General features: G+C 70.4%; 12 protein-coding genes. 4 read left to right on the top strand and 8 right to left on the bottom strand.

Going from position 1 to position 14,864, the window contains the following annotated elements; genetic code table 11:
- The first annotated feature begins 175 nt into the window (after positions 1-175).
- A complete protein-coding gene (gene pyk, locus ACIPQB_RS07035) occupies positions 176-1,606 on the top strand; it encodes a pyruvate kinase (protein WP_446484501.1) in 1,431 nt (476 codons plus the stop codon).
- Positions 1,607-1,612: 6 nt separating this feature from the next.
- On the opposite strand, the gene ACIPQB_RS07040 is transcribed toward pyk, so the two are convergent.
- The 4 genes from ACIPQB_RS07040 to ACIPQB_RS07055 all read right to left on the bottom strand — a co-directional run bounded on the left by ACIPQB_RS07040 (position 1,613) and on the right by ACIPQB_RS07055 (position 5,152).
- On the bottom strand, positions 1,613-2,113 hold the full coding sequence (locus tag ACIPQB_RS07040; protein ID WP_446484502.1) for a pyridoxamine 5'-phosphate oxidase family protein: 501 nt from the start codon (positions 2,111-2,113) through the stop codon (positions 1,613-1,615).
- Between the two features lie 72 nt (positions 2,114-2,185).
- Positions 2,186-3,319, bottom strand: coding sequence for an acyl-CoA dehydrogenase family protein (locus ACIPQB_RS07045; RefSeq protein ID WP_446484503.1), 1,134 nt, complete (start codon positions 3,317-3,319; stop codon positions 2,186-2,188).
- A gap of 1 nt (position 3,320) precedes the next feature.
- A complete protein-coding gene (locus ACIPQB_RS07050) occupies positions 3,321-3,932 on the bottom strand; it encodes a DsbA family protein (protein WP_446484504.1) in 612 nt (203 codons plus the stop codon).
- Positions 3,933-3,946: 14 nt separating this feature from the next.
- Complete coding sequence (locus tag ACIPQB_RS07055) at positions 3,947-5,152, bottom strand: acyl-CoA dehydrogenase family protein (RefSeq protein ID WP_446484505.1); 1,206 nt, start codon at positions 5,150-5,152, stop codon at positions 3,947-3,949.
- 189 nt (positions 5,153-5,341) lie between these two features.
- Between ACIPQB_RS07055 and ACIPQB_RS07060 the strand changes: the two genes are divergently transcribed.
- A complete protein-coding gene (locus ACIPQB_RS07060) occupies positions 5,342-7,015 on the top strand; it encodes a phosphatidylglycerol lysyltransferase domain-containing protein (RefSeq protein ID WP_446484506.1) in 1,674 nt (557 codons plus the stop codon).
- Here the strand turns inward: ACIPQB_RS07060 and ACIPQB_RS07065 are convergent.
- Positions 6,975-7,187: a hypothetical protein gene (locus ACIPQB_RS07065; RefSeq protein WP_446484507.1), complete on the bottom strand. Its 213-nt coding sequence runs from the start codon at positions 7,185-7,187 to the stop codon at positions 6,975-6,977. The genes ACIPQB_RS07060 and ACIPQB_RS07065 overlap by 41 nt on opposite strands.
- Before the next feature lie 297 nt (positions 7,188-7,484).
- Here ACIPQB_RS07065 and ACIPQB_RS07070 point away from each other — a divergent pair, with 297 nt between their 5' ends.
- Both ACIPQB_RS07070 and ACIPQB_RS07075 read left to right on the top strand, forming a co-directional pair.
- Entirely contained in the window at positions 7,485-10,427 is a 2,943-nt protein-coding gene (locus ACIPQB_RS07070) for a peptidoglycan-binding protein (protein ID WP_446484508.1), read from the top strand.
- Positions 10,428-10,584: 157 nt separating this feature from the next.
- Positions 10,585-11,061 carry a DUF3429 domain-containing protein gene (locus ACIPQB_RS07075; RefSeq protein ID WP_446484509.1) on the top strand — a complete coding sequence of 159 codons (477 nt, stop codon included), beginning with the start codon at positions 10,585-10,587 and terminating at the stop codon, positions 11,059-11,061.
- A gap of 2 nt (positions 11,062-11,063) precedes the next feature.
- Here ACIPQB_RS07075 and ACIPQB_RS07080 read toward each other — a convergent pair whose 3' ends face one another.
- The 3 genes from ACIPQB_RS07080 to ACIPQB_RS07090 all read right to left on the bottom strand — a co-directional run bounded on the left by ACIPQB_RS07080 (position 11,064) and on the right by ACIPQB_RS07090 (position 14,808).
- A complete protein-coding gene (locus ACIPQB_RS07080) occupies positions 11,064-11,531 on the bottom strand; it encodes a hypothetical protein (RefSeq protein ID WP_446484510.1) in 468 nt (155 codons plus the stop codon).
- 68 nt (positions 11,532-11,599) lie between these two features.
- Complete coding sequence (gene pdeM / locus ACIPQB_RS07085; protein WP_446484738.1) at positions 11,600-12,304, bottom strand: ligase-associated DNA damage response endonuclease PdeM; 705 nt, start codon at positions 12,302-12,304, stop codon at positions 11,600-11,602.
- Positions 12,305-12,324: 20 nt separating this feature from the next.
- Complete coding sequence (locus ACIPQB_RS07090) at positions 12,325-14,808, bottom strand: ligase-associated DNA damage response DEXH box helicase (protein ID WP_446484511.1); 2,484 nt, start codon at positions 14,806-14,808, stop codon at positions 12,325-12,327.
- Positions 14,809-14,864: the final 56 nt, after the last annotated feature.

The raw sequence follows: 14,864 nt of genomic DNA on the forward strand, positions 1-14,864 counted from the left end.
CTTCACACTTGAACGGTGGCGAATCCGGCTTCGGAACGCTAGACGTAACGTCAACGTTGTCCGGCCTTGTCGGGCGCGAAAACCGACAAATGGCCTTGGGCCGAGACAAATCCTTTCCGCTGTGCGGCATTTTATGTCGCGTCGCAGCATAGTTTAGCCTCACGGGACCAGGTTCATGATCCGCGCGCGCCGCTCCCGCATTGTCGCCACCATCGGCCCGGCCAGCAGCTCGCCGGAGATGATCGTGACCCTGGCCAAGGCCGGGGCCGACGTGTTCCGCCTGAACTTCAGCCACGGCAGCCACGACGACCACGCCGCCTCCTACGCCGCCATTCGCGCCGCCGAGGCGGTGGTGGACCGGCCGCTGGGGGTGCTGGCCGACCTGCAAGGCCCCAAGCTGCGCGTCGGCAAGTTCGCCGAGGGGCCGGTGATGCTGAAGGCGGGCCAGGCGTTCCGCTTCGACAACGACCCCACGCCCGGCGACGCCACCCGAGTCTATCTGCCGCATCCGGAAATCCTGACCGCCATGCGGCCGGGCGCGACCCTGCTGCTGGACGACGGCAAGCTGCGGATGACGGTGGTCGAGGCCGGCCCCGGCTACGCCAACACCACCGTCGTCAACGGCGGCAAGCTGTCGGAGCGCAAGGGCGTGGCGGTGCCCGACGTGGTCATCCCGATGTCGCCGCTGACGCCGAAGGACCGCGAGGATCTGGCCTTCGCCCTGCGCCTGGGCGTCGACTGGATCGCCCTGTCGTTCGTCCAGGCCCCCGAGGACATGGCCGAGCTGCGCCGCATCGTCGAGGGCCGGGCCGCCGTCCTGGCCAAGATCGAAAAGCCGCAGGCCCTGCAGGTCCTGGGCCCGATCCTCGACCTCTGCGACGGGGTGATGGTGGCCCGCGGCGACCTCGGCGTCGAGATGGCGCCGGAGGAGGTGCCGGTGGCCCAGAAGGTCATCCTGCGCGCCGCTCGCGAGCGCGGCATTCCGGTGATCGTCGCCACCCAGATGCTGGAATCCATGACCACCTCGCCGATCCCGACCCGGGCCGAAGCCTCGGACGTCGCCAACGCCGTCTATGAGGGCGCGGACGCGGTGATGCTGTCGGCGGAATCGGCGGCCGGCGAGTATCCGGAAGAGGCCGTGACGATGATGAACCGCATCATCGAGCGCGTGGAGCGCGACCCGCGCTGGCCCGAACTGATGCAGGCCGAGCAGCCGCACGACGACGAGGACGCCGACGTGCTGGTGGTCGCCGCCGCCCAGGCCGCCAAGGCCGGCTCGACCAAGTGCCTGGTGGCCTTCACCACCACCGGGGCCACGGCCCGCCGCCTGGCCCGCGAGCGGCCGTTGCAGCCGGTGCTGGCCCTGTCGCCGCGGATCAACGCCGTTCGCCGGATGTGCCTGGTCTGGGGCGTCGAGGCCCGGGTCTCGGCCCAGCCCGACAGCCTGGAGGTGGTGACCACCGACGCCGTCGCCAAGGCCGCCGAACTGGGTCTGGTCGGGCCGGGCGAGCGGGTGCTGATCGTCGCCGGCACGCCGTTCGGCGCCCCCGGCGCGGCCAACCTGTTGCGGCTGGCCCATGCGCCGGTCCCGACGCGCAAGCGGTAGGCGCGCTTAGCCCAGCCTGACGTGGGCGGTGTCGCCGAGGTCGGGGGTGGTGTCGGTCAGGTTGGCCATGGCCACCTCCCAGGCGAAGCGGATCGGGCCGCCCTTGGAGATCCACAGCTCGGCGTCGCGGGCGTCCAGGCGCAACAGGGTCAGGCGCGGATCGTCCTTGCCCTCCGGGAACCAGGCGGCGACCACCGGACCCCAGTACTTGTCGATCCGCAGCGGGTCGCGGGCCAGGGACAGGGCCCCGCTGATGCAGGCGTGGAAATCGTGGTCCCTGGACTGCACCACCAGCATCGCCTCGGCCCCGCCCTTGGCGCTGTCGGCCAGGTCGGTGTCGTCCCGGGTGAAGAACCAGATCAGGTTGTGCTCGGGCTCGGCGAAGGCGGTCATCGGCTGGAAGTGCTGGCGCGTGTCGATCAGGCCCAGCATGCCGACGCGGGCGTCCTCCAGCTCCTTCCACAGGCGTTTCTCGACGGCGGCCCTGTCGTCGGGGTCGGTGCTCATGGCGGACCTCCTTGCTCGCGGGAGAGGAGGGAGAACCGTCAGGATCGCGGGGGAGTTCCCAGGGCCAAGGTCTTAGAACCCTGACAGCTGCGCATAGCGGTCGCGGTGGAAGGCGGCCGAGCCGAACAGGGCCTCGGCGACCCGGGCCCGCTTCATGTAGAGGCCGGCGTCGTGGGCGTCGGTCATGCCGATGCCGCCATGCATCTGGACCATCTCGTTGGAGGCCAGGTGCAGCACCTCGCTGGCCTTGGCCTTGGCGATGGAGGCCAGCAGCCGGGTGTCCGAACCGGCATCGGCGGCCTCCAGCGCCGCCTCTACGCAGGAGCGGGTGGTCTCCAGGTCGGTAAACAGCTTGGCGGCGCGGTGCTGCAGGGCCTGGAAGGTCCCGATCAGCTGGCCGAACTGGGTGCGGGTCTTCAGATAGTCGAGGGTGATCTCGAAGGCGGCCGTGGCCGAGCCGAGCATCTCGGCGGCCAGGCCGGCATAGGCGCGGTCGAGCACCGGCTCGAGGATCGCCCAGCCCTGGTCGACCTCGCCCAGCACCGCCTCGGCCGCCACGGCCACGCCGTCGAAGGCGATGCGGGCCGCGCCGCGGCTGTCGGCCAGGGCCAGGTGGGTGCGGGTGAGGCCGGCCGCGTCGCCGGGAACCAGGAACAGGGTGATCCCGTCGCTGTCGCCCGGCTGGCCGGCGGTGCGGGCGGCGACGACCAGCAGGTCAGCCGTCTCGCCGTCGATCACGAAGGTCTTGGTCCCGTTCAGCACGAAGCCGTCGCCGGTGCGGGTGGCCGCCAGCGCCGTGTTCAGCGGGGCATGGTGCGAGCCCTCGTCCACGGCCAGGGTCCCGATCGCCGTCCCGGCGGCGATCCTGGGCAGCCAGGCGGCCTGCTGGGCCTCGGAGCCGCCCAGGACCAGGGCGCTGGCGGCGATCATCGCGGTGGACAGCAGGGGCGAGGCCGCCAGGTTGCGGCCGGTCTCCTCGAGGATCAGCCCCAGGCCCAGATAGCCGAAGGCCGAGCCGTCATGGGCCTCGGGCACGAGCACCCCGGCCCAGCCCATGGCCGCCATCTCGTTCCAGGTCGCCGGCTCGAAGCTTTGTCCCGACCCGCCGTCGCGCAGGCGGCGCAGGGCCGCGACCGGCGCGCTGTCCTGGGTCCAGCCCTTGGCGGCGTCGCGCAGCATCGACTGTTCTTCGGTCAGGACGGCCATGTCAGGCTTGCTCCAGATTTTGGTGGCGGACGGCCCAGTCCAGGGCGGTTTCGAGACGGTCGTTGCCCCAGAACAGCTCGCCGTCGGCGGTGATGAAGCTCGGCGCGCCGAACAGGCCGCGCTCGCGGGCTTGGCGGACATGGTCCTTCAGCTGGGCCTTGACTGGATCGCTGTTGGCCGCGGCCAACACCTGGTCGGGATCGGCCCCGACCGCGGTGATCAGCGGGGCCAGCACCTCGGCCTGCGAGATGTCGCGGTCGTCGACGAAATTGGCCTGGTAGACGGTGCGGCTGAAGGCGGGGGTCCAGCCGGCGTCCAGGCCGACGATCGCCACGCGGGCGGCGAGCAGGCCGTTGCGCGGAAACTGGCTGGGATGGACCAGGGCGAGGCCCTCCTGGTCGCAGATCCGCTGCAGGTCGCGCCACATGTAGTCGCCCTTGACCGGGAAGGCGTTGAACGGGCTGTCCTCCAGGCCCTGCTGGTCGTGCAGCAGCGGCCCCAGCAGGAACGGCCGCCATTCGATCGCGACGCCGGCCTGCGCGGCCAGCCGCTCGACCCGCATGGCGGCGGGATAGCTGTAGGTGGAGCCGAACTCGTACCAGAACTCGATCATGGTCCCTCGCGCGCTTACTGGTGATCCAGCAAGCCTAGCACCCGCTTGGCCACGACGTTCAAATTGACCTCGCTGGTGCCGCCCTCGATCGAATTGCCCTTCGAGCGCAGCAGGCCGCGGGTGACGGCCAGTTCCTCGGGCGTGAAGCCCTCGCCCGCCCAGCCCAGGCCTTGCAGGCCCATGGCCTCGACCATCAGCTCGAAGCGATCCTGGTTCAGCTTGGCGGCGGCGTACTTGATGATCGACACCGCGGCGCTGGGGCCGTTGCCGGCCTTGGACTCCTGTTCGGCCCGGTGGACGGTCAGGGTGAAAGCCTGGGCGTCCATGCGGTGCTGGGCGATGCGGCCGCGCAGGTCGCCGTCGGCCAGCCGGCCCGCGGCGTCGACGCCGACCTCCTGCTTGGCGACCTCGACCAGGTCCAGCCCGCCGCCGGCCCCGAAGCCCGAGGCCGAGATGTTCTGGCGCTCGTATTGCAGCAGCCGCTTGGCGATGTCCCAGCCGCCATTGACCTTGCCCACCAGCTGGTCCTTGGGGACTTTCACATTGTCGAAGAAGGTCTCGCAGAACGGCGAGGAGCCGCTGATCAGCTTGATCGGCCGAGCCTCGATGCCGGGCGAGGTCATGTCGAACAGCACGAACGAGATGCCCTCGTGCTTCTTGCTGGTGTCGGTGCGCACCAGGCAGAAGATCCAGTCGGCCTGGTCGGCATAGCTGGTCCACACCTTCTGGCCGTTGATCAGCCAATGGTCCCCCTGGTCCTCGCACCGGGTCTGCAAGGCCGCGAGGTCGGAGCCGGCTCCCGGCTCGGAATAGCCCTGGCACCAGCGGATCTCGCCGCGCACGATCGGCGGGATGAAGCGCTGCTTCTGTTCTTCGGTGGCGTATTCCAGCAGCACCGGGCCCAGCATCCAGACCCCGAAGCTCAGCAGGGCCGGGCGGGCCTTGAGCCGGTGCAGCTCCTGCTCCAGCACCTTGTTCTGGTCCTTGGAGAGGCCGCCGCCGCCGTATTGCCGCGGCCACATCGGCGCGGTCCAGCCGCGCTGCGCCATGCGGTCGAGCCACAGCTTGGCGTCGGGGTTCCTCCACACCGCCTGGCGGCCGCCCCACGGCGCCTCGTCCTCGCCCATCGGCGCGTTCAACGACGGCGGATAGTTCGCCTCCAGCCAGGCGCGCGTCTCGGCGCGAAAGGTCTCCAGATCGCCGCCGCCGAAATCCGCCATGACCGTGCTCCCGATGTCGTCCGCGCCGCTTTTCCGCGTCGTCGGCGCGCAGACTACGCCAGGCGGCGCGCGGAGCAAGCCAAGATTCAAACGACCGTTCGTCATGGGGCGGGCGACCGCGCCCCGCCGGGCGCGCTATAGTGAAGGCCGATGACGTGTCCCTCAGGGATTCGCCGATCAGGGGTCTTGATGTCCGCGCCTGAATTGAGACCTGCGTCCCTGGCCGTGGCGCCGACCCTGTCGGCGGTTCTCGCCGCCGGCGCAGGCATATTGCTGCTGGCCTCCGGCGCCACGCCGTCCGAACCGACCCGCTTCGCCCTGTGGGTGGCCATCGCTCCCGGGCCGCTGATCGAGGTCAGCCACTTCGTGTCGTCGATCCTGGGCCTGGTGCTGGTGCTGCTGGCCTTCGGCCTGCGCGCGCGGCTGGACGCAGCCTGGTGGGCGGCGCTGTTCACCCTGGCGGCCGGGGCGGTGCTGGCCCTGTTCAAGGGCCTGAACTGGGAGGAGACGGTCATCCTGACCGCCATCCTGCTGGCCATGCTGCCGTTCCACGAGGCCTTCCCGCGCAAGGCGGCCCTGTCGCGGATGGAGATCACTCCCGGCTGGCTGCTTTCGGCCGCCGCCGCCCTGGTCGGCGTGGCCCTGTGCGGCTGGTGGACCTTCACCCACACCGAATACGCCGACCAGTCGTGGATCAAGATGATGGGCGACCAGGAGGCGGCGCGGGCCATCCGCTCGTCCGCCGCCGCCGCCATCGTGCTGATGGCCATCGGCGTCTGGCGGCTGATCGCCACCCCGGCCACCCCGCCGGTCGTCGACGACGCCGACCCGGATTTCGACAAGGTGCGCGCCATCCTGGCCAAGGCCGAGAACGCCGAGCCGCCGTCGAACCTGGCCCTGCTGGGCGACAAGCGCTTCCTGTTCTCGGCCTCGGGCGAGAGCTTCCTGATGTTCGGGGTGCGCGGCCGCTCGTGGATCGCCATGGGACCGCCGGTCGGCCGCGACGACGAGCGCATGGAGCTGTTCTGGCGGTTCCGCGAGCTGGCCGACGCCCATGCCGCCCGGGCCGGCTTCTACGCCCTGGGCCCGGCCGACCTGCCCGACAGCGTCGATCTGGGCCTGGCGATCCAGAAGACCGGCGAGAGCGCCGCCGTGCCGCTGGAGGCCTTCTCCCTGGCCGGTCGCCGCCGCGAGGTGCTGCGCCGCAACTGGCGCAAGGCCGGCGAAGGCGGGGCGGCCTTCGAGGTGCTGCCGGTCGGCGGGGCCGTGGCGGTGATGGACGAGCTGAAGGCGATCTCCGACGCCTGGCTGGCCCACCACGCCGGCGGCGAGAAGAGCTTCTCGATGGGCGGTTTTGACGAGCGCTACGTGGCCGAGTTCCCGGTCGCCCTGGTGCGCGTCGAGGACCAGATCGTCGCCTTCGCCACCCTGTGGACCACGGCCGGCAAGGTGTCGTTCTCCATGGACCTGATGCGCTATTCCGACGACGCGCCCAAGAACGTCATGGACTACCTGTTCGTCGAGCTGCTGCAGTGGGGCAAGGAGCAGGGCTACCAGGCGTTCGAGTTCGGCGTCGCGCCGCTGGCCGGCCTGGAGGATCGCCCGCTGGCCCCGATCATGTCGCGGGTGGGCCGGCTGCTCTACGAGCGCGGCGAGGAAATCTACAATTTCCAGGGCGTGCGGCGCTACAAGGACAAGTACGATCCGGTCTGGCAGCCGCGCTACATTGCCGCGCCCCACAAGTGGGCGATCCCTTTTCTGCTCGCCGACATCGGCCTGCTGTCGTCCGGCGGCGTCTCCGGACTGACGAAACGGCCGCGACCTAGTAGCGCGGGTCGCCCGTCTTCAGCCCCAGCAGGTTGAGCAGATGGGCGGCCATCAGCAGCAGGACGACGGCCGAGCCCATCATCAGCACCCGCCACGGAATCATCCGCGGGCCCTTTAAAACATTGATCGGACGCGCCCCGCGCCAGCCGCAGAACACGGCCAGGGCGAGGGCGACCAGGGCGGCGATGCTTGTCGTGATCAGGTCCATCGGCCCCTCATGGCCTGCGACAATCGGCCATGCAAATGGTTAACGGTCGTTAACCACGTCTGGCCGAATCTTAGGTACATAGGGGTCGGAGTTGTGTCTGTTAACCATCCACAGCTAAGATTGACCGACGCTATATGTAGCGTTTTTGGTCGCGTTTACACGCTAGGAATCGGTGTCTAGCGTTGGTCCCCAGGTGTTGGGAGATCGATTCGGATGACGGCCGCGGCGCCATGGAGCGTAAAGGGGATAGACCCCAAGGCACGGGAGGTCGCCAAGGACCTCGCGCGTCGCTCCGGCATGACCCTGGGCGAATGGCTCAACCGCATGATCATCGAGGGCGAAGGCGGCGATCCCGCAGCAGCCCTCGAAACCTTCAGCGGCGCCGGACGTCCCCCCTTTCCCGCCAATAGCGGCGCCGCCAACAGTCCTGCCGGCAGCAGCTATTACGAGACCAGCCGCCGCGACGCGCCGGCCCGCATCGAGGCGCTCGAGCATCCGGCCGACGAGGTCGGTCGCGTGGCTGTCGCCCTCGACCGCCTGACCCATCGCATCGAGGCCGCCGAGCGGCGCTCGACCCAGGCCATCTCCGGCATCGACGAATCCGTGCGCGGCGCCCTGCAGCGCCTGGCCCAGGCCGAGCGCGAACAGGTCGCCGTCGCCGCCCGCTTCGAGGGCGCCGTCGACGAGATCAAGACCGACCAGGCCCGCGCCGCCGAACGCCTGCGCCGCATGGAGGCCGAGGCCGTCGGCCCGCGCTCGGCCGAAGCGCTTCGTGCGCTGGAAGGCGCCTTGGGCAAGGTCGCCGGCCACCTCTATGAAGGCGAGGCCCGCACCCGCGAGACCATCGCCAGTCTCGAAGCCCGCCTGGACAACCAGGGCGCGGCCGATCCTTCCGCCCTGGTGGAAGAGGTCGTTGCCCGGCTCGGCCAGCGGCTGGAAGCCGCCGAGGCGCGCACCGCCGAAGCCTTGCAGGCCCTGGGCGCGTCGTTCAGCGCCCTCGACGGCCGCCTCAACGTGGTCGAGACCGCCGATCCGGCCAGCGGCGTCCAGCAGCGGCTCGACGACCTGTCCAACGGCCTGATCCAGCGCATGGAGGCCGCGCGCCTGGAAATGGCGGCCAAGCTGCGCGAGTCGGCCGACGGCCGCTTCGATCGCATGGAGCACAAGCTGGGCGAAATGACCGCCCACGTGCAGGCCGCCGAGCAGCGCTCGGCCCAGGCCATCGAGCGCATGGGCCGCGAAGTGGTCGGCATGGCCGACGCCCTGAACCGCCGCGTCCAGACCTCGGAAGCCCGCACCAGCGCCGCCGTCGAGCAGATCGGCGGCGAGGTGGCCCGTATCGCCACCACCGTCGAGCAGAAGCTGAACCGCGCCGACAGCGTCCAGGCCCAGGCTCTGGAAAAGCTGGGCGGCGAGATCGCCCGCATCACCGAGAAGCTGGCCGAGCGGATCAGCAACGCCGAGCGCCGCAACGCCCTGGCCATCGACGATGTCGGCGACCAGGTCACCCGGGTCACCGACCGCCTGAACCAGCGCCACGAGCGCAGCTCGCAGGAGCTGGTCGACCGCATCCGCCAGAGCGAGGAGCGCACCGCCCGCCTGCTGGAGGAAGCCCGCGAGAAGATCGACGCCAAGCTCGGCGAGGCCCAGCGCCGCCTGGCCGAACAGGCCGCCGCCACGGTCGCCGCCCCGCCCCCGCCGCGCCACGAGCCGTCGCCGTTCGACGGCGAGCGCTTCTCGTTCGGCGGCGAGGCCGTGCCCGAGGACGTCTTCCATCAGCCGGCCGCGTTCATCCCGGCGCCGGTTTCGACCCCGGCCCGGACCGTGGCCCCCGCCGCCTTCGAAGCCCCGACATTCGCCGCCCCGGCCTTCCCGGCCAGCGAGCCGATCGATCCGGTGTTCGGCGACGAGGATTTCGAGGCCGCCGACGGCTTCGATACGGTCGCTGCGCCCGAACCGGAGTCGGTGTTCGAACCGGAGTTCGAGCCGGACGACAGCGTTGACTTCGCGCCCGAATTCGAAGCTGAACCCGAGGCCGAGCCCGCTGCGCCGCCGCGTCCGCTGTCGACGCGCGAAGTCATCGAGCAGGCCCGCGCCGCCGCCCGCCAGGCCGCCGCCGCCGGCGACGCCAAGGGCAAGGACAAGGCCAAGAAGTCCGGAACCTCGCTGTTCGCCGGTTTCGGCGTCAAGAGCTCCGAGAAGAAGCGCAAGAACAGCTCGACGATCAAGACCGGGCTGATGGTGTCGGCGACCGCCGCCTGCCTGGGCGTCGGCGCCGCCGGCTACATCATGAGCATGGCTCATGGCACGGGCGCCGTTCCCGATCGCGTGGCCATGGCCGCGGCCGGCAAGCGGTCGCAAGGCGAGATCCGCGCCCCGGAAGCCGACACCAGCCCGGCCGGACCGCGCGCGGCCATCGCCCTGACCTCGCAGGTTTCCACCGATCCCGCCGCGACCCTGGTCGAGACGACGCCGGTCCTCGCGCCGCCAGCCGAAAACGCCGTGGCGCTCTATGACGACGGCGTGCGCCGCATCGAGGCCAAGGACCGTTCGGGCCTGGAGCCCCTGCGCAAGGCCGCCAATCTCGGCCTGCCGCGCGCCCAGTTCTATCTCGCCAAGATGTACGAGGTCGGCGAGGGCGGGGTGAAGAAGGACCTGGCCGAGGCCCGCCGCTGGACCGAACGCGCCGCCACGGCCGGCGAGCCCCGCGCCATGCACAACCTGGCCCTCTACTATTACAAGGGCGACGGCGGCGAGCGCAATTCGACCAAGGCCGCTAGCTGGTTCCGCAAGGCCGCCGACCTGGGCCTGGTCGACAGCCAGTTCAATCTGGCCCAGCTCTATGAAGGCGGCTGGGGCGTCAGCCAGAACCCGGCCGAGGCCTACAAATGGTACCTGATCGCCGCCAAGGCCGGCGACGGCGCCGCGCGCGGCCGGGCCATGGCCCTGCGCGCCCAGCTGACCGCCGAAGGCCAGCGGATCGCCGAGCGCTCGGCCTACAGCTTCCGCTCGCAGGCCTCCGCCGCCCCGACCCAGACCGCCGCGGCCGCGCCCAGCGCCGGCCTGGCCACCGCCCAGCGGGCCCTGTCGAAGCTGGGCTATTATCAAGGTCCCCAGGACGGCGCCGCCTCGCCCGCCCTGCAGATGGCCATCGCCGCCTACCAGCGCGACCAAAATCTGCCCAGCTCGGGCGGCCTGGACGGCGAGACGCTGAACCGCCTGTCGGTGTTCTCGCGCTAGACTTGGCGGGCGGGAGGCGATAACGCCTCCCTTTCGGTCGCAAGCTGTGCTGTGCGGCTAAATATCCTCCGTGGACCTGTGGGCCGAGGTCGGTAATAGTCGCCCATTCCGGGGGGAACGGGAGAAGCGGCCTTGGCCGCCTTCCGAAGGAGTGGATATGGCGTTTCAAGCAGCAACCGATCACATGCCGGATCGCGTGCCGGTCCCCCTGGCCGTCTGGGTTTGCGGCCTGGCGACCCTGGCGCCGTTTGTCGTCTGTTCGGCGCTGTTCTGCTATGGGCCGATCGACATGCGCCAGGTGGCGCTGATCAGCCTGCTGGCCTATTCCACCGCCATGCTGTCCTATCTGGGCGGCGTCCGCTGCGGGCTCGAGATCGAGCGCCCGCGTCCCCGCTGGCTGACCCTGGGCCTGTCGCTGCTGTCGCCCCTGGCCGGGTTCGGCCTGCTGCTGGGCGGACTGAAGTTCGAGCCGGCCTGGCAGTTGTCGGGGTTCCTGCTGGTCTTCATCCTGCAATGGCTGTGGGACGTCACCAACCACGACGGCCCGGCCTGGCGCCCGCGCCTGCGCACCCTGCTGACCTCCGGCGCCGCTATCTCGCTGGCCTTCGCGCTGGAGCAGGCGCTCCACCTCTAAGTCTACTGAGTAGTGGCCGCCGTTTCGGTCGCCGCCGCGTTCACCGCCGCGGCCGTGGCGACATCGGCCACCGGCGCCTGGACCGCAATCACGGCCGCGCTGGCCTCCGACTTCGGCGCGTTGATCAGCGGTGTCGTTTCATTCAGCGGGTCGGACACGCAGGCCGCCGCCACCTGCTTGCTCAGCTTTTCCGCCTTGCTGTCCTGCTTCATGCCCAAGGCGGCCGAGGCCACGGTTCCGGCGAGCGGTACGACGGCGTTGCCGCCCATCTTCAGCGCCTTCTTGACCAGTCCGGGCTCTTCGTAGTCGATGGCCTTGGTGCGGAGGGCCTTGCAGGCTTCGGTGTCGTATTTGGGATCCTTGGCGTCGAGCTTGGCCACGGTCTTGACCGGGGCTTCGCCAGCCACGGCGGCCGTGGGCGCGCCCGACAGGACCAGAACGGCGCCGACGCCGATCAGGATCGGTCGCATGACGGTACTCCTTCCACGTCCCGGAAATCAAACGCCCGGGCGGGAAGGGTGATCCGTCCCGCCAGATCTCAGTCCGGCCGCAGCGACTTCCAACCCACGGCATGCACCCGCCGCGCGCCCAGCGCCGCGGCCAGGGGCGGACCGCCGAACAGCGGCGCGAAGGCCTGGTCGAGGATGTTCAGCCCGCCGGTAAACGCCCCGAACGCCGGCAGCACCAGGCGCGCGCCGTCGGTGACGAAGCAGCGCCGGCGCACCGTGGCGCGGCCGCTGGTCACCCGCGCGGCCGGATGCAGATGGCCGGCCACCTCGCCGGGCTGGGCGCCGGGCAGGGGTTCGTGGCGGAAGGTCAGGCCGGCGATCCGCGCCTCGTCGACGAGGTCGCCGGGCAGGGTCCTGGGCCCGTCGGCGTCGTGATTGCCCACCGCCCAGACCAGGGCGCGGCCCAGGGCCAGGGCGGCGATGCGAGCGTAGTCGTCGGCCGGCAGGCGGTCCTCGCCGGCGCCGTCATGGAAGCTGTCGCCCAGGAACACCAGGGTCGCCGGCGACAGGGCGGTCAGTTCGCGCTCCAGCCGGTCCAGGGTCTCGCGGGTGTCATAGGGCGGCAGCATCTGGCCGAAACGGGCGGCGTAGCTGCTGCCCTTCTCGAAGTGCAGGTCGGCGACCACCAGGGTCCGCGCGCTCTCCAGCCACAAGGCCCCGGACGGGCGCAGCACCGCGCGCGCTCCCGCGATCTCGACCCGCAGGCCGCCGCAATCGCCGATCTGGAACGCCAGGCTGGTCACGCTGCATACTCTCACGACATCGCCTCGGCGATCAGGTCTTCCTCGGCCTCGGCCAGGATCATTTCGCTGGCCGCATCGCCCGGCGCGCGCTCGCGGCCGATCTCCAGCATGATCGGTACGGCGAAGGGCGACACGTGGTCCAGCGCCGCATGACGGATGCAGCCCTTGATCCGCGCCAGCATGTCGCCCAGCCGGCCCACGTCCAGCGAGCCGGTGGCGGCGTCGGCCCGGGCGCAGCGCAGCAGCAGGTGGTCGGGCTGGTGGCGGCGCAGCACGTCATAGATCAGATCGGTCGAGAAGGTCACCTGGCGGCCGGATTTTTCCTGACCCGGATGGCGCCGCTCGATCAGGCCGGCGATCAGGGCGCAGGCCTTGAAGGCCCGCTTCATCAGGAAACTCTCGTTCAGCCAGGCCTCCAGGTCGTCGCCGAGCATGTCCTCGGCGAACAGCTCGTCGAGGTCCAGTTCGTCCATCGGCTTCAGCGACCAGATGTTGACCGCATAGTCGTTGGCCACGAAGCCGAGCGGCCCGACGCCCATCCGGTCCAGCCGCCGGGTCAGCAGCATGGCCAGGGTGGTGTGGGCCAGGCGCCCTTCGAAGCTGTAGAACACCAGGTGGAAGCGCTTGCCGTGCGGAAAGGTCTCCAGCAGCAGCTCGTCTTCCTCGGGAATGTGCGAGCGGACCTTCTGATAGCCGAGCCATTCCTGGACGTCGGCGGGCAGGGCGCCCCATTCGCGTTCGTCGTGCATCATCTTGCGCACCCGGCTGGCCAGATAGGTCGAGAGCGGGAACTTCGACCCGCCCCAGCTGGGCATCATCGGGTCCTTGTCCGGCGCCGGGGTGACGAAGGCGTCGGCCCCGACCAGGCTGTTGAACCGCCAGACCTGGCCGGCGAAGATGAAGGTGTCGCCCGGCTTCAGCTGCTCGAAGAAGCCTTCCTCGGCCTCGCCGACCTTGCGGCCTCCCATCGGCCGCCTGCCGCCGCCGATGCGGACATTGATCGTCGCCGGCGAGACGATGGCCCCGACATTCATCCGGTGCCGCAGCACGGTCTGCGCATTGCGGGCCCGCCACAGGCCGTCCGGGCCGGGCACGATGCGGCGGAACTTGTCGTAGCTCTTCAAGGCGTAGCCGCCGGTCGAGACGAAATCGACCACCGCCTCGAAGTCCTCCCAGGACAGGTCGGCATAGGGGCCGGCGGCGCGGATCTCGTCATGCAGGTCGGTCAGGGCGAACGGCTCGGAGCAGGCGCAGCCCATGATGTGCTGGGCCAAGGTGTCGAGCGTACCGGTCCGGGCCGGATCGCCGTCCAGGTGGCCGCCGAGGATGGCGGCGGCGGCGGCGCGGCACTCCAGCATCTCGAAGCGGCTGGCCGGCACCAGCAGGGCCCGCGACGGCTCGTCCAGCCGGTGGTTGGCGCGGCCGATGCGCTGGACCATCCGCGAGGCCCCCTTTGGCGCGGCCAGCTGGATCACCAGATCGACGTCGCCCCAGTCGATGCCCATGTCGAGGGTCGAGGTGCAGACCACGGCGCGGATCTCGCCGCGCGCCATCGCCGCCTCGACCTTGCGCCGCTGCTCGGCCGCCAGGCTGCCGTGGTGCAGGGCGATGGCCAGGCCGTCGTCGTTCAGCTTCCATAGTTCCTGGAAGGCAAATTCCGCCTGGAAGCGGGTGTTGACGAAGACCAGGGCGGTCTTGGCGCTTCGGATGATCTGATAGACCTCGGCCATGGCGTGCTCGGCGGTGTGGCCGGCCCAGGGCACGCGGCCGCCGCTGACCAGCACCTCGACGATCGGCTGGGCCCCGCCGGAGCCGAGGACGAGGTCGACGGCGTGCGAGCCTCTCGTCGCCTCCCCGCTAGGGGCAGGGGGGTGGTGATGACCTAGCCACCGCCGCACCAGGTCCGGATCGTCCACCGTCGCCGACAGTCCGACCCGCCGCATCTTCGGCGCGAACGTCTGCAGCCGGGCCAGGCCCAGGGCCAGCAGGTCGCCGCGTTTGGACGGCCACAGGGCGTGGGCCTCGTCGATGATCACGCAGGACAGGTCAGCGAAGTATTCCCGCGCCCCCTCCCAGGCGCAGAACAGCGCCAGTTGCTCGGGGGTGGTCAGCAGGATGTCGGGCGGCCGCAGGCGCTGGCGCTGCTTGCGGGCCTCGCCGGTGTCGCCGGTGCGGCTCTCGGCGACGATCTTCAGCCCCATCTCGCGGATCGGCGTGGCCAGGTTGCGCTCGATGTCGACGGCCAGGGCCTTCAGCGGCGAGATGTAGAGGGTGTGGACGCCGGCGGGGGCGTTGCGCGGCGGGCGCTCGGCCAGCTCGATCAGGCTGGGCAGGAACCCGGCCAGGGTCTTGCCGCCGCCGGTCGGGGCGATCAGCAGCACGTCGCGGCCCTGCCGGCCCTTCTCGACCATGGCCAGCTGGTGCGGCCTGGGCGTCCAGCCGCGAGCGGCGAACCAGTCGGAAAAACGGGGAGGAAGGGCGTTCGCCGCGAGCATCGCTTCGCCTATAGCATGTTCCCGTTCCGTTTCCATGCGATCCGGGTTAGTAAAAC

The organism is Caulobacter sp. LARHSG274, from assembly GCF_052871235.1.

Excerpts from the sequence above, each read along its gene's own strand:
- ACIPQB_RS07045 (WP_446484503.1), bottom strand. The coding sequence starts at position 3,319 with ATGGCCGTCCTGACCGAAGAACAGTCGATGCTGCGCGACGCCGCCAAG.
- ACIPQB_RS07070 (WP_446484508.1), top strand. The coding sequence starts at position 7,485 with ATGACCCTGGGCGAATGGCTCAACCGCATGATCATCGAGGGCGAAGGC.
- ACIPQB_RS07090 (WP_446484511.1), bottom strand. The coding sequence starts at position 14,808 with ATGCTCGCGGCGAACGCCCTTCCTCCCCGTTTTTCCGACTGGTTCGCC.
- ACIPQB_RS07060 (WP_446484506.1), top strand. The coding sequence starts at position 5,342 with ATGTCCGCGCCTGAATTGAGACCTGCGTCCCTGGCCGTGGCGCCGACC.
- ACIPQB_RS07040 (WP_446484502.1), bottom strand. The coding sequence starts at position 2,113 with ATGAGCACCGACCCCGACGACAGGGCCGCCGTCGAGAAACGCCTGTGG.
- ACIPQB_RS07065 (WP_446484507.1), bottom strand. The coding sequence starts at position 7,187 with ATGGACCTGATCACGACAAGCATCGCCGCCCTGGTCGCCCTCGCCCTG.
- ACIPQB_RS07080 (WP_446484510.1), bottom strand. The coding sequence starts at position 11,531 with ATGCGACCGATCCTGATCGGCGTCGGCGCCGTTCTGGTCCTGTCGGGC.
- ACIPQB_RS07075 (WP_446484509.1), top strand. The coding sequence starts at position 10,585 with ATGGCGTTTCAAGCAGCAACCGATCACATGCCGGATCGCGTGCCGGTC.
- pyk (WP_446484501.1), top strand. The coding sequence starts at position 176 with ATGATCCGCGCGCGCCGCTCCCGCATTGTCGCCACCATCGGCCCGGCC.
- ACIPQB_RS07055 (WP_446484505.1), bottom strand. The coding sequence starts at position 5,152 with ATGGCGGATTTCGGCGGCGGCGATCTGGAGACCTTTCGCGCCGAGACG.
- ACIPQB_RS07050 (WP_446484504.1), bottom strand. The coding sequence starts at position 3,932 with ATGATCGAGTTCTGGTACGAGTTCGGCTCCACCTACAGCTATCCCGCC.